The 21,657-nt window shown below is 45.9% G+C and carries 20 protein-coding genes and 2 riboswitches; of the genes, 15 read left to right on the top strand and 5 right to left on the bottom strand.

Annotated features, from left to right (window positions below; all coding sequences use genetic code 11):
- Nucleotides 1-45 precede the first annotated feature (45 nt).
- Together OSC7112_RS30020 and OSC7112_RS30015 are read right to left on the bottom strand one after the other, a co-directional pair.
- Complete coding sequence (locus OSC7112_RS30020; protein WP_015179443.1) at nucleotides 46-2,397, bottom strand: PhoX family protein; 2,352 nt, start codon at nucleotides 2,395-2,397, stop codon at nucleotides 46-48.
- A 287-nt stretch (nucleotides 2,398-2,684) separates the two neighbouring features.
- The gene (locus OSC7112_RS30015) at nucleotides 2,685-3,149 is read right to left on the bottom strand and encodes a hypothetical protein (protein WP_015179442.1); all 465 of its coding nucleotides are present in this window, start codon (nucleotides 3,147-3,149) and stop codon (nucleotides 2,685-2,687) included.
- A 345-nt stretch (nucleotides 3,150-3,494) separates the two neighbouring features.
- On the opposite strand from OSC7112_RS30015, the gene folK reads away from it, so the two are divergent.
- From folK to OSC7112_RS29990, 5 genes are all read left to right on the top strand, one after another.
- Complete coding sequence (folK, locus tag OSC7112_RS30010) at nucleotides 3,495-3,977, top strand: 2-amino-4-hydroxy-6-hydroxymethyldihydropteridine diphosphokinase (protein ID WP_015179441.1); 483 nt, start codon at nucleotides 3,495-3,497, stop codon at nucleotides 3,975-3,977.
- Nucleotides 3,978-4,164: 187 nt separating this feature from the next.
- The gene (locus tag OSC7112_RS30005; protein WP_015179440.1) at nucleotides 4,165-4,713 is read left to right on the top strand and encodes an NUDIX hydrolase; all 549 of its coding nucleotides are present in this window, start codon (nucleotides 4,165-4,167) and stop codon (nucleotides 4,711-4,713) included.
- A gap of 150 nt (nucleotides 4,714-4,863) precedes the next feature.
- Entirely contained in the window at nucleotides 4,864-6,309 is a 1,446-nt protein-coding gene (locus OSC7112_RS30000) for an FAD-binding domain-containing protein (protein WP_041623646.1), read from the top strand.
- A 431-nt stretch (nucleotides 6,310-6,740) separates the two neighbouring features.
- Nucleotides 6,741-7,352: a Uma2 family endonuclease gene (locus tag OSC7112_RS29995; RefSeq protein WP_015179438.1), complete on the top strand. Its 612-nt coding sequence runs from the start codon at nucleotides 6,741-6,743 to the stop codon at nucleotides 7,350-7,352.
- A gap of 17 nt (nucleotides 7,353-7,369) precedes the next feature.
- Nucleotides 7,370-8,017 (top strand): Uma2 family endonuclease, encoded by a 648-nt coding sequence (locus OSC7112_RS29990; protein WP_015179437.1) that lies wholly within the window; start codon nucleotides 7,370-7,372, stop codon nucleotides 8,015-8,017.
- Nucleotides 8,018-8,278: 261 nt separating this feature from the next.
- On the opposite strand, the gene OSC7112_RS29985 is transcribed toward OSC7112_RS29990, so the two are convergent.
- The gene (locus OSC7112_RS29985) at nucleotides 8,279-8,728 is read right to left on the bottom strand and encodes a hypothetical protein (RefSeq protein WP_015179436.1); all 450 of its coding nucleotides are present in this window, start codon (nucleotides 8,726-8,728) and stop codon (nucleotides 8,279-8,281) included.
- Between the two features lie 97 nt (nucleotides 8,729-8,825).
- On the opposite strand from OSC7112_RS29985, the gene OSC7112_RS29980 reads away from it, so the two are divergent.
- From OSC7112_RS29980 to OSC7112_RS29970, 3 genes are read left to right on the top strand one after another with little or no spacing between them, the layout of a single operon-like run.
- The gene (locus OSC7112_RS29980) at nucleotides 8,826-9,152 is read left to right on the top strand and encodes a hypothetical protein (RefSeq protein ID WP_015179435.1); all 327 of its coding nucleotides are present in this window, start codon (nucleotides 8,826-8,828) and stop codon (nucleotides 9,150-9,152) included.
- A 15-nt stretch (nucleotides 9,153-9,167) separates the two neighbouring features.
- Complete coding sequence (locus tag OSC7112_RS29975; protein WP_015179434.1) at nucleotides 9,168-11,300, top strand: pentapeptide repeat-containing protein; 2,133 nt, start codon at nucleotides 9,168-9,170, stop codon at nucleotides 11,298-11,300.
- Between the two features lie 57 nt (nucleotides 11,301-11,357).
- Nucleotides 11,358-11,690, top strand: a complete 333-nt coding sequence (locus OSC7112_RS29970; protein ID WP_015179433.1) for a DUF2834 domain-containing protein — start codon at nucleotides 11,358-11,360, stop codon at nucleotides 11,688-11,690.
- Between the two features lie 417 nt (nucleotides 11,691-12,107).
- On the opposite strand, the gene OSC7112_RS29965 is transcribed toward OSC7112_RS29970, so the two are convergent.
- On the bottom strand, nucleotides 12,108-13,688 hold the full coding sequence (locus OSC7112_RS29965) for an FAD-dependent oxidoreductase (RefSeq protein ID WP_015179432.1): 1,581 nt from the start codon (nucleotides 13,686-13,688) through the stop codon (nucleotides 12,108-12,110).
- Nucleotides 13,689-13,930: 242 nt separating this feature from the next.
- The gene (locus OSC7112_RS29960) at nucleotides 13,931-14,734 is read right to left on the bottom strand and encodes a Uma2 family endonuclease (protein ID WP_015179430.1); all 804 of its coding nucleotides are present in this window, start codon (nucleotides 14,732-14,734) and stop codon (nucleotides 13,931-13,933) included.
- Nucleotides 14,735-14,908: 174 nt separating this feature from the next.
- A riboswitch (cobalamin riboswitch) is annotated at nucleotides 14,909-15,055 on the top strand.
- Nucleotides 15,056-15,116: 61 nt separating this feature from the next.
- Between OSC7112_RS29960 and OSC7112_RS29955 the strand changes: the two genes are divergently transcribed.
- From OSC7112_RS29955 to OSC7112_RS29920, 7 genes are all read left to right on the top strand, one after another.
- Complete coding sequence (locus tag OSC7112_RS29955) at nucleotides 15,117-15,836, top strand: energy-coupling factor ABC transporter permease (protein WP_015179429.1); 720 nt, start codon at nucleotides 15,117-15,119, stop codon at nucleotides 15,834-15,836.
- A gap of 3 nt (nucleotides 15,837-15,839) precedes the next feature.
- Complete coding sequence (locus OSC7112_RS29950; protein WP_015179428.1) at nucleotides 15,840-16,172, top strand: energy-coupling factor ABC transporter substrate-binding protein; 333 nt, start codon at nucleotides 15,840-15,842, stop codon at nucleotides 16,170-16,172.
- On the top strand, nucleotides 16,169-16,969 hold the full coding sequence (cbiQ, locus tag OSC7112_RS29945) for a cobalt ECF transporter T component CbiQ (RefSeq protein ID WP_015179427.1): 801 nt from the start codon (nucleotides 16,169-16,171) through the stop codon (nucleotides 16,967-16,969). Before OSC7112_RS29950 ends, cbiQ begins: the two co-directional genes overlap by 4 nt.
- Before the next feature lie 184 nt (nucleotides 16,970-17,153).
- Nucleotides 17,154-18,239: a DUF2207 domain-containing protein gene (locus tag OSC7112_RS40350; RefSeq protein WP_015179426.1), complete on the top strand. Its 1,086-nt coding sequence runs from the start codon at nucleotides 17,154-17,156 to the stop codon at nucleotides 18,237-18,239.
- Nucleotides 18,240-18,535: 296 nt separating this feature from the next.
- Nucleotides 18,536-19,960 (top strand): ABC transporter substrate-binding protein, encoded by a 1,425-nt coding sequence (locus OSC7112_RS29935; protein ID WP_015179425.1) that lies wholly within the window; start codon nucleotides 18,536-18,538, stop codon nucleotides 19,958-19,960.
- Nucleotides 19,961-20,276: 316 nt separating this feature from the next.
- Complete coding sequence (locus OSC7112_RS29930) at nucleotides 20,277-20,855, top strand: Uma2 family endonuclease (RefSeq protein ID WP_015179424.1); 579 nt, start codon at nucleotides 20,277-20,279, stop codon at nucleotides 20,853-20,855.
- A gap of 38 nt (nucleotides 20,856-20,893) precedes the next feature.
- A riboswitch (cobalamin riboswitch) is annotated at nucleotides 20,894-21,038 on the top strand.
- 162 nt (nucleotides 21,039-21,200) lie between these two features.
- Nucleotides 21,201-21,641 (top strand): hypothetical protein, encoded by a 441-nt coding sequence (locus OSC7112_RS29920; RefSeq protein WP_015179423.1) that lies wholly within the window; start codon nucleotides 21,201-21,203, stop codon nucleotides 21,639-21,641.
- The last annotated feature ends 16 nt before the right edge of the window (nucleotides 21,642-21,657 follow it).

Here is a 21,657-nt window from a genome sequence, read left to right as displayed (position 1 = left end):
ACAGGCCGGAAAGCCTGTTCTTGATAATGGTGCAAGATGTGAGATTTAAACAAACTGACCAGTTGGAGTCGATCGCACCCGACGAATTCCAATCACCGACGGCATCGGCGATCGCCTGCGATCGTTCTCAATATTGCTCGGCCACAAACTGCCGCGAGACACACTGCGATTCTGATTAAAAACAGCACCGTTCAAATCCAACATTTCAATTTGTCGGCGCAACACAGTACCATCATCGATCGGGCAATCTTCCCCCGGATGCTGCACCGAAATCACCAGCGTATCTCCCACAAAAGTCGGCCCCGTCATTTCGCAGCGGTTCGGGCCGTGAGCAAACGGAACTACACTTCCCGCATTCGGCCCGGATGTCGGAATGTAAAACAGCCAATTGTTGCCGAAAACACCCGTAAAATCCGAGACATTTCCAGTTTTCGTGTGGTCGATCGCAGTAGGTTTCCCAGCAGCACCGACATCAAAACCGTTGTGCGTGCCCGTAGACATATCAGTGACACCCCAAATATTGCCTTGAGTGTCAAAAACCAAATTGTCAACACTAGCAAATCCCGCCCCAGCTACTGCACCAGCTTCTCCACCTTGAACAAAACGCTGCCAGCGGAAATTCAAACCAGCACCGTCGGGACGATCTTCAATTATTTTGTAAATTCCTCCCGACTGCTGGGTGCTATTGAGTCCGGCAGTGTATTTAGCAACAGTAAAAATGCGAGAATCTGGATAGCCATCGCTTCCCGGTGCGCCGTCTGTATAGGAAATGAAAACTTCCTTAGTAGTAGGATTAACTTCCAAATCTTCCGGCCGCGCCGTCGGAGTACCGCCAATCAAATTAGCAGCTAAGAAAGCATCAACTAAAACCGCACCTTGGCTGCTGTAGAAATTAGCCAGAGTTTTATTTTGGTAGCCCGGAAGTGCTGTTGCTTCATTAGTTGTGTCTACTACAAAAGAACCGCCGTCCTCGGTTTGACCGGCAATTCCGGTGCGTTTCGGCAAGCGAGTATTTCCATCTCTTTGAGCTTTGCCAAAACTTGCCAATTCGGCCTCGGCAACTTTAGAAGGACGCACCGGATTCGTCTGGCTATTTATAGTTAGTGGCAGCCATTTTCCAGTACCGTTGCGGTTGTATTGGGCGACGTACAAAGTGCCGTCTTCAAATAACCGGCTGTTGGTTTTATCTGCGGGATTGGTGACAGTACCGTTACTGACAAATTTCCAGGTGTGTCCGCCGCGCCGATCGTCCCCCATGTACACTACTAACTTGCGTCCCGCTTCGGCGCGAATCGCGACGTTTTCGTGGCGGAAACGGCCTAAAGCCGTGTGTTTGCGGGGGCGGAAACTCGGATCTTGAGGATCGACTTCTACCATCCAGCCGTATTTTTCGCCGACTAAGCCGAATTCCTCGCCGGTAGTGCCCTTGGCGTAGCCGGTTTGGCCGCCGTTGGGTTTGATGTTTTCCTGAACTCCCACGAAAAATAGTTCGCTGCCTTGGAAATTTTCTTCGGCGGAGAGGATTGTTCCCCAAGGGGTTGTGCCGCCGGAACAGTTGTAGGCTGTGCCGATGATGCGGTTGCCGAGTCCGTCGCTGTTGACTTGGGCGAAGACTTGGGTAGCTGCCGGGCCCGTGCCCGTGAGATAGTTATTGTCGCCTTGTCTGGTTCCCCAGGAGGTGACATCTTTGTATTTGTCGGTACGCTGGCTGTTGATTCCGAGGCCGGAAAGTCCGTGGATACGGCGGTTGAGGGGGTCGCCGGCGATCGCCCCAAAGCGTCCGTTGGCTTGTTTGGTGATGCGGACGATCGAACCGCCGAGGTTGTACAGGAATTCGCCGAAGCTGTCGCGATTTTTTACAGATAAGTCTATACCGAGTACGGCGCGATCGGTCGCCGGGAACGATGCCACATCTGACGGCGCTTCCGGCGCTACTTTCGACATCGGAAAGGATACGTACTCGTGGTTAACCCAGAGATAACCGTCGTCATTGCTGCCGCGAAGGGCTACAAAGCCGGTGTAGTCGTTGTTGTAGCCGAAATAGTCTGCCGGATCGGGGAAAACTCGATCGCCCCAGCGGAGAATCACGTACCGTTCGTATTCCGGCGGCACAACCACATCGTCAACAACGCTGTAACTCGTTAATTTAGTATCCTGGGAGGCAGCCATTACGGTTCCCTGTCCGTTTAAGCCCGTCGGCATGAAGCTAGACAATTCTTGATAAACTGGCAGCGGGTGGGGAAGTCTTAACGGAGTGAAAGATATCGGACTTATCACAGCTTCCGCCGAGATGGAATTGATACCGAATAGTGTTTTAGTTAGTTGAGGGGCAAGCACAGTGGTAGCTGCACTGCTGCCGAAGAAAATTAACAGTTGTCGGCGAGTTATTTTAGACATAAATTCCTTTTCAACCCAACATCCCTAATCTGATGATTCCGTATGAAACTCTATCACTGTTAAATTAAGGGGAGTTAAGCTGAAGGTTAATTAAAATAGGGAGAGATTGAGGTTAACAACAAGTTAAAAATTGTAATTGGCAACTGGTAATTGGGAAGAGAGAGAGAGAGATTCAGGAAAAAATATCTATCCGTGTATCCGTGATTTCCGTGTCGTGCTGTTGGTTATTTGTTACCAATGCCCGATGCCCTGCGCGGGCCGATGCCCCATGCCCCATTACCAATATTTCAATCATCTCGAAAACCCGGATCGTTTTCTCGGGATGTCGATCGACTGGCAGCAGGTACACCGATCGCTTGCGAAGACCCAGAATTTGCGGAAGTATTGCCGTCTCTGAATCCCAGCAGCAATTGAGCACCGGCAAAATATCTAGTCCACTGTTCGATTCTCGCATCTTTCTGCCAGTCGCGGCGGGATACTCTCGATCGCAAAACCGGAACTCTTTGTCGGCTGCGATCGGCTGTAATGATGACTGTAACTTCTGTTAATGCCGGATTTTCTTGAAACTCGCGGGCGATCGACTCTTTCGCTAAATCTTCCGCCTGCTGCACTAAACTTGCAAAAGATTGACTGCCGTTCGACTCTAGCGTAAGATAGCTTTCCTTAGTTTCAGCCAAACCTATCGATATACTTGCTGTTAAACTGATAATTGGTAGAATGACGGCAGACAATAAGCGTAGGTACAAATTCATTATGTTTGAAACTAAATACTAACACTTGTCAATCATAGTTAATATAATTTAACACTAAGTTAATATTTGATTAAAATAATATTTTGTGTCACCATATTTCCCTAAAAAAGTGTCCTGTAGGCTCAATTTACAACCAAAAATTAGGCTTTTAGGGGCGGGTTTTACTCGAAATATTTGTCGGTAGTAAAGGATATCGATCGACCAGCCCCCGCGTTAATCTTCTTCCTTCTTCTTTCAACATCAAAAGGAACGCTGGATAATTAATCCGTGTATCCGTGTCAAAATCCGTGTCGTGCCTTCCTTCTTCCCTCTTCCTTCTTCCTTCTTCCCTCTTCCTTCTTCTTTATGAAATTAACAAAATGCGCGATCGCCCTCGGTAGCAACTTAGGCGACTCCCTCGCCACACTCTCTAGCGCGATCGCAACCCTCAACAACACCCCAGAAATCGCAGTAAAATCCCATTCAAGCTGGTATCAAACCGCCGCCGTAGGGCCACCGCAACCCGATTACATCAACGCCTGCGCCATCCTAGAAGTGGCACTAGAACCCGAACAATTGCTAGCAGCTTTATTAGAAATTGAAATAAAATTTAATCGAATTCGCAGAGAAAAATGGGGGCCAAGAACCCTAGACCTAGATTTGCTGCTGTACGACAATTTAATCCTAGAAACTCCGACACTGACTCTACCTCATCCCCGGATGACCGAAAGAGCTTTTGTATTAGTACCTTTAGCAGAAATTGCTCCGGATTGGGTGCATCCGGTGACGAAAAGTGCGATCGTCCAACTGCTGCAAACAGCAGATTGTTCCGGAGTGCAAAAATTGTAACTGTAAATATTGAGCAAAATTCACGGATCGTACCAGGTTCAAAAAAAATGCAACCCTAGGTAAGCTGCCAAGTATGATAGTCATCAGTGATTCCCAATCTAAAATCTAAAATCTAAAATCTAAAATCCTATGAGATCGCCTATGATGTCTTAAATCGGTGCACGCTAACATTATTCGCTTGTCGCTTATGTCGATCGGTCAAGAACTACCCCAACTCCTCAAACAGCGCCTATTTTACCAAGGGCGCAAATTTAATTTTGACGTAGCCACCCTCCGTCTTCCCAACGGTTCCGAAGGCGAGTGGGAATGTATTCGCCACCCGGGCGGAGCACTTGCAGTTCCCGTCACACCCGAAGGTAAAGTCGTCTTGGTACGCCAATATCGCTTTGCCACAAAAGGGCGAATTTTAGAATTTCCCGCTGGTACGGTAGAAATCAATGAAAATCCCGCCGAAACTATCAAACGCGAAATCGAAGAAGAAACCGGATATCGCGCCGGAAAATGGCAGAAATTAGGGCAATTTTTTCTCGCGCCCGGTTATTCCGACGAAATCATTTATGCTTTCTTAGCCCAAGATTTGGAAAAACTGGAAAAGCCGCCAGCACAAGACGATGACGAAGACATGGAGACAGTTTTATTCACCCCGGAAGAATTAGAAAAAGCTATCTTAGCTGGGGAACCCATCGATGCCAAATCTATTTCTAGCTTTTTCTTGGCACGTCCCTTTTTGATGTAAATAGGACTGACGAAAACAACCCGGTTTCTTATAAAAATAGTGCATCAAACCGATAAATCTTAACTTAGAAACCGGGTTGTTGACCCCGCATCTGTCCAGGACTGTAAAATCTAAAATCTAAAATCTAAAATCTAAAATCGAATGTCCGATATATCCAATCTAATTTTATTTTGGCACCGCCGCGACTTGCGTATTTCTGACAACATCGGACTGGCAGCAGCGCGCCAGCAAAGCCCGAAAGTTGTCGGAATTTTTTGTCTCGATCGCAATATCCTAAATCGCGATGACGTAGCGCCAGCAAGAGTCACATACATGATCGGCTGCTTGCAAAAACTCTCCTCGCGTTACAGGGAAGCAGGCAGCCAATTGCTGATAATTCAAGATGACCCGATCCTAGGAATACCGAAATTAGCAACAGCTATAAATGCTCAAGCAGTATTTTGGAACTGGGATGTAGAACCCTACGCAAAACAGCGCGATCGATCCGTATCAAACGCCCTCCAACAAGCAGGAATTCAAGTTCAAAATTTCTGGGATCAAGTCCTGCACGCCCCAGATGAAATTCGCAGCGGTACAGGGACTCCCTACACAGTTTATACACCATTTTGGAAAAAATGGAACAGTAAACCCAAAGCCCAACCAGTAGAGACACTGCCGATAACTTATCTGGAATTAATGACCGGATTAACCGCCGAAGAACAAGCAATCGCCAACCAAGCAGGTGCAATGGAAACAGTGCCAACAGCCTTGAGTTTGGGATTTATTTGGGAAAATCCATTAGTAATAGAACCCGGAGAAGATGCAGCGCAACAAAAATTAGAAGAATTTTGCGATCGGGCAATTTACGAATATCAAGGACAGCGCAATTTCCCCGCCATTAACGGCACATCCCAACTCAGCGCAGCCCTCAAATTTGGTGCAATAGGCATCCGCACTGTTTGGCAAGCTACCCAGATAGTAATGGACACTTGCCGCAGCGAAGAAGCGTGCACAAGCATCCGCACTTGGCAACAGGAAATAGCGTGGCGGGAATTTTACCAACACGCCATGTATAACTTCCCAGAATTAGCAGACGGCCCCTACCGTCAAGCATTCAAAGACTTTCCCTGGGAGAACGATGAAAAGCTTTTTCAAGCTTGGTGTCGGGGCAAAACTGGCTATCCTATTATTGATGCGGCAATGCGGCAGTTAAATCAGACAGGTTGGATGCACAATCGCTGCCGCATGATAGTCGCCAGTTTCCTCACCAAAGACTTAATGATTAACTGGCAGTGGGGCGAAAAATACTTCATGCAAAAATTGATAGATGGCGACCTTTCTGCTAACAACGGCGGCTGGCAGTGGAGCGCATCGAGCGGCATGGACCCGAAACCTTTGCGAATATTCAATCCGGGAAGTCAAGCTCAGAAATTTGACCCGGAGGGGGAATATATTCGGCACTGGGTTCCAGAATTGCGCCGCGTTGATACTAAAGTTTTGCTAACAGGAAATATTTCGTCTTTAGAACGCCGACTTCTTCATTATCCCTCTCCGATCGTAGATCACAACGAGCAGCAGCGCAAGTTTAAGGAACTGTACGCGCAGCAAAAAAATTAAACCTCACACTCAGAACCCCGACTTGTTCAATAAGCCGGGGTTCTAGCTGACATTATGACATCTGACTTACGCAGTCATCCCAGGTATGGGGGCAACCACGGGGGGTTTGCCCCTACAAAACATATATATTGAGGCTGGGCCTAAGTCCTGTTACCTACCTAATTAATCTGTGATATCCAATACTTCGGACAGTTTTTGATTGCCAATTGTAGAATAAGGGTTTCAAGGATCTGCGGCAAGTTCGCTACCAACGGAAAATCAATGGTTTCAGACGCTAGATCTAAAAACAGTCCGGACTATTGATATCATGTTCTATTAATTACCATCAAAAAAGTTGTTTGTAGTAAGGACTTTAGTCCTATCCTCACTCTATTTGAGGGCGACCGTTCTCACTAACAAGTATTAATTCTTATATAATGGGAGAAATATTCATGATTCAAACCACAATCAAATCGATAACATTTGAAGAATTTTTAGAAGGGTATCCAGATGGAAAAGGACGTTTCGAGCTACGCAATGGAGTAATAGTTGAGATGAACCCAAATGGCGATCGTGAGGAAGTTACAGGTTTTCTCCTCAGAAAAATTAACGTAGAAATTGACCGTTTAAATCTTCCTTATGTAACACCGTCAACTTATTTTGTCAGACCTCCAGAAACAACCACGGGCTACCAGCCCGATCTCATAGTCTTAGACAAAACAGCCTTAATTTCAGAGCCACTCTGGAAAAAATCATCAGTTATTTCTCAAGGTAGCTCTGTCAAGCTTGTTGTCGAAGTAGTTAGCACTAACTGGCAAGATGATTACCTAGTAAAAGTGGCTGAGTATGAAAGATTGGGTATCCCGGAATACTGGGTTGTTGACTATGCTGCTTTGGGCGGCCGGCGGTTCATCGGTAATCCGAAACAACCTACTGTCTCTATTTACCAGTTGGTTGATGGGGAGTACCAGGTTAGCCAGTTCCGAGAGGGCGATACGATTATTTCGTCTGCCTTCGGAGAACTGAATCTGACTGTTGAGCAGGTTTTTAGCTCTATAACTTAAATAAATCGGAGGTTGAAATGGTAACGCTGCAATTAAGGCAAATCAGTGTACCCCCAGGACATAGAGTGCTGTTAAATGATGTCAACTGGCAGGAATTTGAAGCAATTTTAGAAGAGTTGGGAGAACACCGTGGCTCTAGAATAGCTTACAGTCAAGGAACTTTGGAGATTAGGATGCCACTACCAGAACATGAGAAAGCTAAAATCATTATTGGCTATTTAGTGAAAATTTTGTTTGAGGAACTAGAAATCGAATTTGAACCATTTGGTTCGACCACTTTCAAGCGAAAAAGTATGTTACAAGGAATTGAACCTGATGAATGTTTTTACATTCAGAATTATGCTCTAATGATTGGCAAAAAGCGGATCGACTTAACTGTCGATCCGCCGCCTGACTTAGCAATTGAAGTGGATCTAACTTCCCAAACTCAACTGGACGCTTACGAAGCTCTGGGAGTACCTGAAATCTGGCGCTATGAAAATAACAAGCTTCAGATTAATGTGCTTCAAGATGGGAAATATGTTGAATCTGAAATTAGTCCGACCTTTCCCAATCTGCCAATTATTGCAGCTATTTCTCAATATTGCGAACAAAGTCAAACAGCGGGTACGAGTCAAACTCTCAGATTGTTTCGCCAGTGGGTGAAAAACCAAATACAAAATTGATATGAAATCCCTATTCCCCGCACTTGCTGTCAGAAAATGGCTGATTTACGATCGCCAAAAAGCCATTTTCTGACCGCAATCATCCAGGATACAAGCCCCCGGATTCATTCCGAAAGCAGACTCAGGACGGAGAAATCAACAACGTGTATCCGATGAAAATTGCCCCCCGAATTTATCCGTGGGGTGAATGCTTCAATTCTTTAATCTAAAATCTAAAATCTAAAATCGATTGACAGCAAGCCTCCTAATTCCGCTGTATTTTTAATTTCGCTTTTGGGAAATAGAGAGAGAGTAAGGGTGTTGACCTTGAGCTCGATCGCCCACAAAAATAACATAAGTCCCCTTGTCCCCATAACCGGAAAATTCTACATTCCCCGCAGCAGCATTCGCCGGCAGCACGCAGAAACGCCCCCTCGGCCCCTGAATCATCAAACTCGGAGCTCCAGAGGTTTGTACTGCAATCCGCCAGTAAGGCAAATCCTGCGTTACTTCGATGACGTGGTTCGGTGCTTGGGAGACAAAACCGCAGTCGCCGCTATTGTTCGGGCCGCCGGAAACTCCTGAAACTCCCAGCGGTTCGGGAAATCCCGGAGCAATTTGTAGCGGTTGGCTCCGAAGGGCACCGGCATCCGCTAAAATCATTGCCAAGGCTAGGGTCACGATCGGGCTAAACCACAGTTGGCCGCGATCGCCCGGATAATGGATCTTCATGTTTCCTCACACAATGGCATTTGGTTATAGTTCTTTGACGGTAGGGGATAATGGCGGTTCCAAACACATTAATCTAAAATAACTTCCGAATTTTTTTATGAATCCTCAAAATAACTTCAATTGGCAGCAAGCGTTCGGAGAACTAAAAGCTAAAGTAGAACGATCGCCACTCATCACACAAAATTCAGACAGCTATCAAGCCGTCGGAACCTTATACAATCAATTACTGGACAAGTTTCAAAGACTCCCCAAACCGGGGCAGGTGGCAGCCTTTGCCGTCGCAGCCATAATTGTCCTGACAGTCTTCAATAGCATCGTACAGCTAATTTCAGCGCTGATGACTCTTGCCGTTCTCGGAGTGCTAATCTACATAGCGTATAAATTGGCAATTGCCCCCCAGTCCTCAAATACTAACGACAAATAATAGGAATTTCTAAATATGGCTAACCCCACCGCGCCCAGCGGCATCAATCAACCCGATCCGTCTTGGCAAACACAATCCAAGCAAATGCCACTGCTGGTTCGCAGGTGCGGCGCTTGGGCAGTGGAAATTTCCTTAATAGCGGCCAGCGCCCTCGTTCCCTTCAGTATCGGGGCATTGGTTAACAAGGAAACTCAAACCGTGCCGCTCAATTCCTCAGTAGCAGCAGCATCCGAAACCGTCGCCCGCACTTTGGGCATACCCGTGCGCGATCGCAGCCCCAGAGTCGCACCCCTAACTAATCTATTCTGGTCAGGGGCGCTGCTGGCACCGGCAGTTTTAGCGGGGTGGCAACTGTTTTTGCTCGCCAGAACCGGTCAAACTCTCCCCAAACGCTGGTTCGGGGTCAAAGTTGTCACAGCGTCGGGTACTCCTCCGGGTTTTGGGCAAGTGCTAATTCGCGAAAGTTTGGGGCGTTGGGGAGTGCCTCTGGGCGTCGCTTACGGCATTTGGCGCTTGAGCGGTGCGTTTCCGGATTTGCTGATTTTAGGGGGGCTCAGCGGCTTGGCAGTGCTCGCAGACGGCGCTTTTGCATGGCGCTACAAACGGCAATCCGGACACGATCGCCTCGCGAATACTTTGGTGGTCAACGCTCGATCGAATCAACTGTCTGACAATCCTGTCAAGACTCCAGATTGGACTGAGGAAGACGCGCAGATTGCGGCTTTGGTTGTGACTCCACAAAGCAGCCTGAAAGCAAATGCCAGTTTGTGGAATTGGATGCGCCAACACCCGGGCACAACTTTAGTGATAGTTACCGTCGGCAGCGCGGGATTGATTTTAACTTTGTTTGTCGGCACTCTCATCTACACTCAAAGTCAAGCAAATATGCGGGATTCCCGGCAGCGGAACGACGAATTATTTGTGGCTTTAGTCAGCAAATTGTCTCCCACATCGGCTAGCGGGGCATCGGGCAGGCGATCGGCCATTTTGGCTTTGGGGGCGGTGGAAGACTCCCGCGCCGTACCCCTGCTAGCGGATTTGCTCGCTCAAGAAGACAACCGCGCCATGCTGGACGCGATCCAGCAAGCTTTAGTCAGTAGCGGGCCGAAAGCTTTGCCTGAGTTGCAGCGGTTGAATCAGGCCCTCAGCAACGACCTCGATTCCCTGCGGTTTGGCGGCAAGGCCCCGGAACGCGAGTTAGCGGCCGCCCGACAGCGAACAGTACAAAGGGCGATCGGCAAAATTCTCACAGTGTATAGCAGCCAACTCAACGGCGCGGATCTCAGCCGCACGGATTTAGCTCAAAGTCCTGCCGGCCCGTCTCAGTTTACTTTAGTATTAAACAAAGTTGACTTGTCGGGAATTAAGCTGAGAAATGCCAATTTAACCAATGCCAGCTTGCAGGGATCTCGCTTTTACGGCACCGGCGAAGACAGGCGTCCGGGTACATTTGACGATTGGATTTCTGACTTGAGCGGCGCTAATTTGGAAGGAGTAAATTTGACTGGGGCGTCTTTGAACAGTGCTGTAATGAACCGGACTAATTTTGTGCGCGCTGTCATGAACAAAGCTAATTTGTCAAACAGCAATTTGAATTCAGCTAATTTCAGCAGTGCTATTTTAATTGGAGCAAATTTACAGGAAGCACTGTTAAAAAATGCAATTTTTACCGGAGCCGATATAGGAAGCGCGAATTTGTCAGGAGCGGATTTGTCAGGTGCGCGTTTGGCCAAAGTGAAGGCTCAAGGCGCTCAGTTGTCCTTGACAAATTTGTCTAAATCGGAATGGCAAGGTGCTGATTTGTCCGGTGCTGATTTGAGCGGCGCCAACTTACAAAATGCCGATTTTAGTTCGACTAAACTCGCCAACGTGAATTTAAAAGATGCTCGGTTGCAAGATGCGAATTTTCGGAATGCGGAGGTGAGTTCGGTTGATTTTAGGGGCGCGAATTTAGCGGGAGCGAATTTTAAAGGCGCTGTGTTTCTGGGGAAAACAGCTTCGGATCAATTTATTCAAAGTCCGACTGGTAGTAAATCCGGTCGATTCCTAGGAATTGATTTTGCGGAGGCTAAGAATTTAGATAAAAGTCAAATTGCTTACATTTGTTTGCAGGGCGGGATTCATCCGAAGTGCCCGCAGAAGAAGTAAGGATTGGTTGTTAACGAGTAGGCTAATACAGTCGATCGACGAACAGGTATGATAATTATGAGCGTTAAGCGAATCATTTATCTCATCCTAGCAATTCTGGGGCTTGTACTGCCTTGGTACTATAACTTGCAGTTTTTTAGCAATGCTGGCTTGCTCGACTTTGTAAACGAGAGTTCGGCTAATCTTGCTGCGAAATCGGTAAGTTTAGATTTGTCGATCGCAACTGTAGCAGGAAGCACTTGGATGTACGCTGAGTCAAAACGATTGGATATAAGTTTTGTAGGGCTGTACATACTTCTGGGTGTGCTTGTTTCGTTTTCATGTGCTTTCCCGCTTTTCTTGTTTGTGCGGGAAACCAAGCTGGAAACATCAAGCGAAGTCTCAAGTTGAAAAGTTGCTTAACAGGTTAATGCCGCGCAGCACAATAATTCGGTGCAGGCGATCGAGGTATTGTATAATTTCCGGTAAAATCACCGTTATAGGTTTGTAGTGACGACGGAAGTGCTCAGAATTTTATGAGGATTAAATTCCTCACTACAAACCAACTTAATGGTTGTCATTCGAAGTAGCATAATACTAATAGCAATTTCACTCATTTTTTGCTAAAAACTTTTGGCTTGAGTTTCATTCCCCCTGCCCAACCTACTACTGCATTGTTTATTGAAAGTGCTATTATATCGTTTCCGGTTGCATCGGTATTTGTTCAAATTCCAAACAGCTAGTTGTCAGGAAAGCATAATTTTAGTCAACAGCCAACAGCCAACAATCAACAGCCAACAGTCATCAGGAATGCAACCGGAATTGATATTACGCAATAGCATCCGAACTGACAAGATTCTCAAATTGCGCCAATAGCATTCCATCACTCTTATTTGGAATTCCAAAAATTTTAGGTAGCTGACCTGTTTCAGCGAGAACTTGTCTCACTTCTCGGTTAGATACATCGGCTAGATTTTTGTTACTTAGAATGGCATTAACCGCAGCGATACCCACACCTTGACCAACTGCAGCGTTGAATTCAACTATTCTGCCGACAGAACAGGCCAACCCTTCAAATCCAGAACACGGACTGACTACTGCCAGGTTAGGAACGTTTTTAATTAATGCGTGGCGGATGCCAATATTAAAGATAGGCTGTTTAAAACTCAGACTTTTAAACCATCCTAGATTATTTGCTTTATCGCGAATACCCTGGATACCTCCGCGTATATCAAAATGATAGCTAAATGTTCCCAGTGCCTCATTAGCAGGTACGCCACCTAACAGCATTTGTGCGCCTGTTAAAGGTTCTACAACTCCCGTCACATTGCCGGCGTGTCTGATATAAAGTTCTGAGGCATAAGTAACAGAAGTAGCCCCCAAACTCCTCAGCCAACTTGTAACAAATAACATCTCTTTTTGCATATTAGCCGTGGGTTTGCTCCCGCTTCTAGCTAAGGCTTCCGCTTCGCTGGCGGTGACGGCAAATAAAAGCGCATTCCACGAATGTCTTTCATTTGGAAGTATTGCTATATTTCCCCGATCTAAAATTACGCCGGTTTCAGGAAAAGATAGCTTTATTCCTCTAAAGGAGTGGTACGCTACAGACAGAGCCAGCGACCGAACATCGATGTAATCGTTTCCCACCCACAGAGTTTTGAGATTGCCTTTAGTGTCCCTCATTTCCCGCCGAAGTTCTTCTGCTAGTTGGGCATCCTTGCCTGCAGCGTACAGCAAAAATTTTTGACTCTCTGAATCGGCCAGGTTTGTGAAGCGTTTTAGATAAATATAATCGAATTCTTTCAGTGCTCTTGCACTGAGTCCTTGGGTTTCAAAAACGAGGGTGACTGGAAGTTCTGAGTTAGGTAGACCAAATGTTTCAAATCCCTTCAGCTTTCTCACACCGGCAGCTTGAGCTAATTCGGCATTGACAGTGGCATCAATAAATTGCTTGCCGGCATAAACTACGCCTTTAGAGGTGGTTATACTGGCAATTTTTTGGCCTTCTTTACTGACTGATTGAATTTCTACTTTGCTGAGGAGATCTGCCCCAGCTTGTACCAGCATTTCTTTCAGCGCTGCACTGGCTTTGCGCGGGTCAAGTGCAATTGCCTTAACGCCGGATTTTTGCAGGAACTCTTTATAGATTGTCGCCGGTGAACCAAAGGTATCTAACTTTAAAGATTGTTGAAGTTCTTCACTAATCTGGCTTCTATCTAAATAAGCAAGGCCGCCTCTTACCAAATGCCCGCCAATTCCTTCTTGCAAGCTTCCTTTAGACATCAGCAGAACTTGCGGATAACGCTTTGTGCGGCGACGATATTCTCTGGCCGCCGAGATAACAGCTAGAACTCCTGGAACTTCATCGCCAAAACAGATGACATCGTAAGAACGCAGATCCGTGACCATTATTTAATAACCTCTGCTGATTTTCATGTTTTCGAGCTAGATCTCAATGTAGGTTGTCAAACTCTCTGTTTTTCCCAAATCTACCTCGCTCTTTCCTGATTTTTGCGATAAATATTCACATATTTCTGGACGCAGAAACCGGGTTTTTTCTATAAAATTCTCCGTTGAGGACGATCGATCTCTGTTGAAAAACCCGGTTTCTGAGCGTCTAGAGTCGGTCAGTCTGGTACTCTTGATTGCCATCAGGTCAGATTATCGGGATCTATCCCCAACTCCCGCAATCGCTGAGCTAGTCGATCGGAACGTTGGGCCAATCGATCGGCGCGCTGCGATTCCTGTTGGGCGCGCTGCGATTCCTGTTGGGCGCGCTGCGATTCCTGTTGGGCGCGCTGCGATTCCTGTTGGGCGCGCTGCGATTCCTGTTGGGCGCGCTGCGCTGATTGTTTCACCTGTTCTTCAGGAGTCAGATAACGTTTTCCACCGGCATCATACCAATACAACCACTCCCTTGTCACCCCAGAATAACTTCCCCTTTCACAACCAATCCCCAAACCAATTTCTGGCATCCAAACTGGATTTCCTGGCTGCAACTCGTACTTCCCATTGACTAACTTGTGTACTTCCAAACGGGGTTTACGGCGGCGGCGGGAAGAATAAATGACGTAATAAAGTACGCCTAAAGCTTGATATTCCTCCAACTTTGTGGTGTATTCCTTGCGATAAGTTGGGGAAACTACTTCCAGCACAAAAGTCGGCAAAACATTTTCATCCCACAGCACGTAACTGGGACGCAATTCTTCATCATAAAACCTTTCTACACCTAAACTTAAGAAAGCATCTGGCACAATGGCAGGTTTATCGGGGTGATAATAGATACCCATATCTATGCCAAAAAACCAGTCCATGCGTTCTGCCCAAAGTATCAGCAATATTGCTTTTAACAACCCTGGTATTAGTTCTTGCAGTTCGTTATCCACAGGCGTTTCATCTGAGTCTGGTAGTTCATCGGCTGAGGGCCAGTGCCTCGGAAATTTGTAATCTAACATGGCGGCTTTCCTCAAAACTCATTAATATTATACCGTTGATTTGTTTGGCGATAGTATTGATTGAACGAATCGCGAAGACGCGAAGGAAAAGAAGAAAATATGATAGGTAATTTTGACTGAGTTAATCTGAATGAATTTTTGTAAAATATTTGCTGAGACTTACGCGATCGACTAAACTATGTCTAACCAGTCGGTTCTAATGGGGAGCAGCCGTTAGAGGAAACGGGGAAAGTTCGGTGCAAGTCCGGCGCTGTCCCGCAACTGTAATGAGAGTCATGTCGCTTTCTGAGTCAGGATGCCCGCCGATGTGTTAGTTTACATAGTCTCATCTGCGAGGTTCAGCGTGAAGGCCAGAAATCGGAAATTGGTCAGCTTGGGATTGATGGCTGGCTTGAGTTGTTATATTGTCCTGGGTTCGGCAACGCCCGCCGCAGCTATGCACATTTCGGAAGGTTTTTTGCCGGTGCAGTGGGCTGCGTTTTGGTGGATGGTGGCGTTGCCTTTTTTTGCAGTAGGTTTGCGATCGATTGCTCGGATTACAAAAGAACACCCGGAACTTAAACTATTGCTTGCTTTGGCGGGTGCGTTTACTTTTGTGCTTTCTGCTTTAAAAATTCCCTCGGTAACTGGCAGTTGTTCTCACCCGACGGGTACGGGTTTGGGTGCAATTTTGTTCGGCCCTTCGGTGATGGCGGTACTGGGGGCTTTAGTTCTGTTGTTTCAGACGTTACTGTTAGCGCACGGTGGCTTGACAACGCTGGGAGCGAATATGTTTTCGATGGCGATTGTCGGCCCTTTCGCTGCCTATTTTATCTATCAATTGCTGTTGCGAACTGGTAGCCAGCGGGCGGCAATTTTTTGTGCGGCGGCTTTGGCAGATTTGCTGACTTATGTAACTACTTCGATTCAATTAGCGTTAGCTTTTCCGGCAGCAAGCGGCGGTTTTATGGCTTCGTTTCTCAAGTTTGTTGGCATCTTTGCTATCACTCAAGTACCCCTAGCCATCAGTGAGGGATTGCTGACTCTATTGGTTTGGAATTGGCTGCATTCTTACGGGAAGCCTGAGTTGGAAACTTTGAAATTATTGAGAGAGGAGTCATAAACCGTGAATCAAAAGCCTACAAAAAATCACCAATCTACTTCGCGGCAAAATTGGCTTTTGGCTGGCGCGGTGATTGTTCTGGCAGCGTTTCCTCTCGTTTTTGTGCGGGGTAAATACGGGGGATCTGATGACCAAGCTAAGAAAGCAATTACGGAAATTCAACCGGGTTATCAACCTTGGTTCAATCACTTGTTTGAGCCCGCTAGCGGAGAAATTTCAAGTCTATTGTTTGCGTCTCAAGCGGCAATGGGGGCTGGCGTAGTTGGGTATGTCATTGGGTTGTATAAAGGCCGATCGCAATCTCGGCAGCAGTCTGATAATAAATCGTCGGAATGAACCATCAGATTGATAGTCTGGCTTATACAAATCGCTTGCGGGGGTTGCCGCCATCTCACAAGTTATCCTTTGCGATCGCCCTTTTAATTCTGTCTCTGGTTTCTGGGGCGATCGTCCAATTGTCGATCGCCCTGTGGTTGGCCGTGTGGATCGTCGTCTATGCGGGTATTCCGGGGAAACTGTATTTGCGGTTGCTGTCGCTACCGTTGATGTTTTTGCTGACAAGTTTGCCTGCTTTGGCGATGGGTGCGGTTGCGGGCGATCGTATCCCTGCAATTGGGTGGGATATTTGGCAAGGTTGGGGCATTAGCACCGGCACTTTTTATCTCTATGTGAGCCGCACTGGAATATACCAAGTGAGCTTGCTGTTTGCCCGCGCCTTCGCATCGACAAGCTGTATGTATTTCATCCTTTTGACGGTTCCATTTACCGAAATCTTGCAAATTCTCAGACAATTACGCTGTCCAGAGTTAGTCACAGAACTGCTATTACTAATGTATCGGTTTATTTTTAGCTTATTGGCGATCGCCGATGAACTTTGGATTGCTCAAAACTCGCGCTGCGGCTACCGCACTTGGAAGCTGGGAATGCACAGTTTAGGCATTTTAATCGGGCAATTGCTTCAGCGAACTTTGGAAAACTACCGTCAAGTATCGCTGAGTTTAGCCTCGCGCGGCTTTAATGGAGAATTGCGCGTTTGGAATTCTTACCCTTACAAACCTTCGCGCAGATATACATTGGAAGCTTTGTTTGGTTGTACAGTTTTAACTTTGTTAAGCGCGGCATTTCAACATTAAATTACTCGTTCCCAGGCTTTGCCTATTAGTCCGCCAGGGGTTGAAACCCCTGGCGGACTACTCGATTGTCCGACTACTGGACTAAACCTATGACTTTTATGAACATAATTAATGAATTTAATGAATTGACCTTAAAAGAAACCTGTTGAATAATTGTAATCAACAGTTGTCCCGTACAAATTATATGAGAAATCAACGCCTCCTCAAAAAAATAATTTATTTCTTAATGACCTCCTTGACCGTATTTATGGTCACAGTCACTCATGCAGCAGCCCAACAATTACCGTTTTACTGGGATAATATTAACGTCATCATCGACGTTCAGACGAACGGAGATATGTTAGTTACCGAAACCCAAAAATATGTGTTCACAGCCGACTACAACACTGAACGATATCGCTATATTCCTCTAAGTAAGGTAGATGAAATTAAAGATGTCACCGTTCAAGAAAATAATCAAATAATTCCGAGTAGCACGGGGATTGAAAACAATGAACTTTGGATTCGTTGGCAACATCGATTAAAAGCGCCAGAATCACATACTTTTGTCATCAAATATCGCGTGGTAGGCGGATTGCAGTTAGATGGTGAGAATACTCAAGTTTATTGGAAAGCGATTGCAGCGGGTCGAAAAGCACCAGTTAATACTGGAAAAGTTACGGTGAAATTACCCGATGCTTTGTCAGGAAAAGTTCTCTCGTTTACGAATTTTGGTGCAGCAGCAGTTCCCCGTCAAGTAGATCCTAAAACATTTGAATTTGTGGCAAGTCAGCCTATTCCACCGGAACAAGAATTAGAAGTGCAGATTGCATTTCCCCAGGTGATTCTGAATATACCTCAACCTGGCTGGCAACAAACTGGCAACCAATCTCAAACTGCTTCGGGAACAGGAAACTTTTTTCTAGACATCTTCTTAATGATTGTATTATTCATAGCAGCAATGACATTCCCGATATGGATATCTTTGCTTTACTTAATCTTACTGACGATTTACATCTATCTTATAACATTCTGTTTTAGATGTAAAAAGTTCACGCTAGACAAAAATAGACAAGTAATCTCTACAGCTACCCCAAAGACTAAAGGGAAAGATAAAGTTATCTATCACTGTAATAATTGCGGTTATCACCATGAAAAAATAGTTGTGACGACTTACATAGATCCGAGTAGTGATGGTGGTGGCGGTGGTGGCGGTGGTGGCGGTGGTGGCGGTGGCGGTGGCGGTGGCGGCGGTGGCGGTGGTGGCGGTGGTGGCGGTGGCGGTGGTTAATATCAACGGGGCTTACGCATCACAATTAAAGAAACCCGGTTTTTACTGAATCTGTGGGTTGTAACCAAGTATTCTCGCAAAAAACCCGGTTTCTGAGCACCCGCGCCTCCAAGACTATTGTTGATAATTCTCGTATTCTCGTTAGTTTAGCGGGCCGGATTTTCATAAGGGCGATCGCACTTCCTGCAACAGCTATTACAAATATGACTTTTATGAACTTAATTAATGAATTATATGAATTGACGTGAACAGTAGTTGCATGAATAATTACAGTATCAAAATACCGAGAACAAATTATGTATCAAGATACTAACAAAAAAAACAGCCCGCCGCCCATTGTTTTTATTATTGCCATCGGCTTAATTGGGTTTGGCGCATACAAGTTCCTTCCCGGTTTATTGAGTGCCAAAACTTCAAATACACCTACATCTACATCTACATCTACAGCGGCACCGACACCGATCGCACCCGGAGCGATCGCAACTCGCATGAGTTTAGGAAATCAGATATTGCTGACATCGCAAACAACAGCCGAAAAGCAAGCAGGCGTTACAGCTTTTGCCAAAGGAGATTACAAAGAAGCTGTTCAAAAATTTCAGGCTTCGCTGCAACAAAATCGCAACGACCCGGAAACGGTAATCTATTTGAATAATGCGAGAGTAAGCGATCGCACTTCTCTGAAAATTGCCGTCAGCGTGCCAAGCGGCAGCAACCCCAATGTTGCCCAAGAAATCCTCCGAGGTGTCGCCCAAGCTCAAGATGAAATCAACGCTAGAGGAGGAATTAACGGTGTCGGTTTGCAAGTTGAAATTGTCAATGACAACAACCGTCCAGAAGTTGCAAAAGAAGTTGCAGCAGCCTTAGCAAATGATCCGAAAATTCTAGCGGTAATCGGACATAATGACAGCAATGCCTCTTTAGCAGCCGCTCCAATTTATCAGGAAAAGAAACTGGTAATGATCACACCTACCAGCAGTACGAATAATTTGTCAGGTTTTGGCAGCTATATTTTTCGGACAGTCCCCAATACTCGATCGATGACGGCTCCTTTAGCAGAGTATATCGTCAAACAAGTCGGCAAAAGCAATATTGCCTTCTGCTACGACTCTCAAGCTGCTGGTAAAGCTTCGTTTAAGGATGAATTTATTGCCTCTCTTTTAGCATCAGGTGGCAGATTAGTTCCTATTGTCTGCGACTTGTCAGCGCCGACATTTAATCCTAACACTGTGATCGCGGATGCTGTTAGCCAAGGTGCACAAGGATTGATGCTAGCATCCCACGTAGATCGCATCGATCGCGCGATCGATCTAGCCCGTGCAAATCAAGGCAAATTGGCGCTTTACAGCAGTTCAACTCTTTACACCTTTGAAACTTTAAAAGACGGGCAAAAGGACGTTGATGGGCTTGTTTTGCCCGTTCCCTGGCATCCTGAAACTAATCCCAACAATCCATTTCCTAAAAATGCCAGTCAGCGCTGGGGAGGAGTAGTAAATTGGCGAACAGCAACGAGTTTTGACGCGACTCAAGCTGTCATCGCTGGCTTGCGACAAAGCAATACGCGGTTCGGATTGCAACAAGCACTCAGAAATCCGAATTTTTCGGCAGCAGGATCGAGCGAGGATGTGAAGTTTTTGTCCACGGGCGATCGGGCCGGTAAGCCGATTTTAGTGCAAGTTAAACAAGGAGGAAGCACTGGCTATAACTTTGTCCCGCTGCGGTAAGTTTGTTAAGTGCGATCGCACTCACATCTTGCACGTTCTCAATCAGCCTTCCAGGGGTTGGCATCCTGCCCGCCCCACAAGAAAATGCACTCTTCGCGGAACGGGCCGGAAAGCCTGTTTCTTAGCATGATTAAATTCTCCTTTTCTGTTGAATTAGCAGAATTTTAAAGATATAGCAGTTCTCAATCTTAGTGAGGTATGCCCTGTGCCCGCGGAGGTCTATGCCCTATCCCTATCCCCGCTTATCGAGCGTGTACCTCATCTTACTGAGAAAGGCTATAAACTAAAATAAGTAGATTAAAGGAGAGCGTTGTATATGATCGCGCCAGTTGAAACCAAAACCTACACGGCCCAGGAATATCTAGAATTGGAAATCAATTCTCTGGATCGGCATGAATTTATCAATGGGGAGATTGTTCTGATGGCTGGTGGCACACCGAATCACAATGAAATTACCACTAATTTAGTTGTTGCGCTGAAACTGGCGTTAAAAGGGAAACCATATCGGACTTTTAGTTCGGAGCAGCGGCTGTGGATTCCCCAGCTTAATAATTATACTTACCCGGATGTGATGGTGGTAGCGCGCCCGATCGAGCTGCAATCTGGACGGACGGATACAATTACCAATCCGCTGCTAATTGCTGAGGTGCTGTCTAAAGGTACTAAAGCTTATGACCGCGATGAAAAGTTTGCTGCTTATCGCAGTATTCCTAGTTTTCAGGAGTATTTATTAATCGACCAATATCGGCTGCGGGTGGAGCAATATTCTAAAACTGATACCAATAAGTGGATTTTTTCGGAATATAGCTGTATGGGCGATCGGCTCAGTTTAACATCTGTTGCTGTGGAAATTTCGCTGGCCGATTTGTATGAAAATATTGAGTTTGGTGAATAGACGGACGGTTTTTTGTCAAATGTTCCAAATAGTGGTAATATTCCCGTATATCGATCGGCTCTGATGGAGAACAGCCATCAGACGCAAGGGGGAAAGTTCGGTGCGAATCCGGCGCTGTCCCGCAACTGTAATGAGATAATTGCATCTCTGAGTCAGGATGCCCGCCGATTTGTTTGCAATCATGTTTTTCATCTGCGAGGTATGGATGATGGTGAGTTTATTATTTTTAAAATTATTGGATTGGGTTTTTTTTACCGCAGATGTCAGCAGATAAACACAGATGAACGCTGATGTAATTTGAGCTGGGTTCTGAAGGGTATCTTATTTTAATGGAAATGAAAAGAAATGCGAGTTGAAGATAGTGTTTGGCAGGGTAGTTTTGGCTACTGGCAAAACTTGTTTATTCATCAGAATATTTTGCCGATCGGACATACTGCTTGGAATGGTTTTTTGCATAGAGGACGAGGCTTGGTTGCTTGCAAAATCAATACTCCGATTAATGGCTATGTGAATTGGAGCGTAGATACTATAAAGTACGATCTGCAATTTATTTCCGACTTGGAGGCAACCGTTTATTTGCAGCAACTAGAAATAGAGGAAAATATTGTTTCCAATTTGCTGCAAATCATTGCTGGCTACGAACCCAAGGCAGCAATTATATTTTTGTCGATCGCCAACGGTCAGATTGATATCAATTTGTTGCAAAAGTTGGCAATTTCTCCTGTTGAGTGCTATGAACAAGTATGCAAGCGCTGGGAAGAATTTCAACTCTGCCCTAAATCCTAAAACTTACTAAATTTTC

This window comes from Oscillatoria nigro-viridis PCC 7112, from assembly GCF_000317475.1.
Taxonomy (GTDB): domain Bacteria; phylum Cyanobacteriota; class Cyanobacteriia; order Cyanobacteriales; family Microcoleaceae; genus Microcoleus; species Microcoleus nigroviridis.
This window is presented reverse-complemented; position numbering and strand designations above follow the sequence as displayed.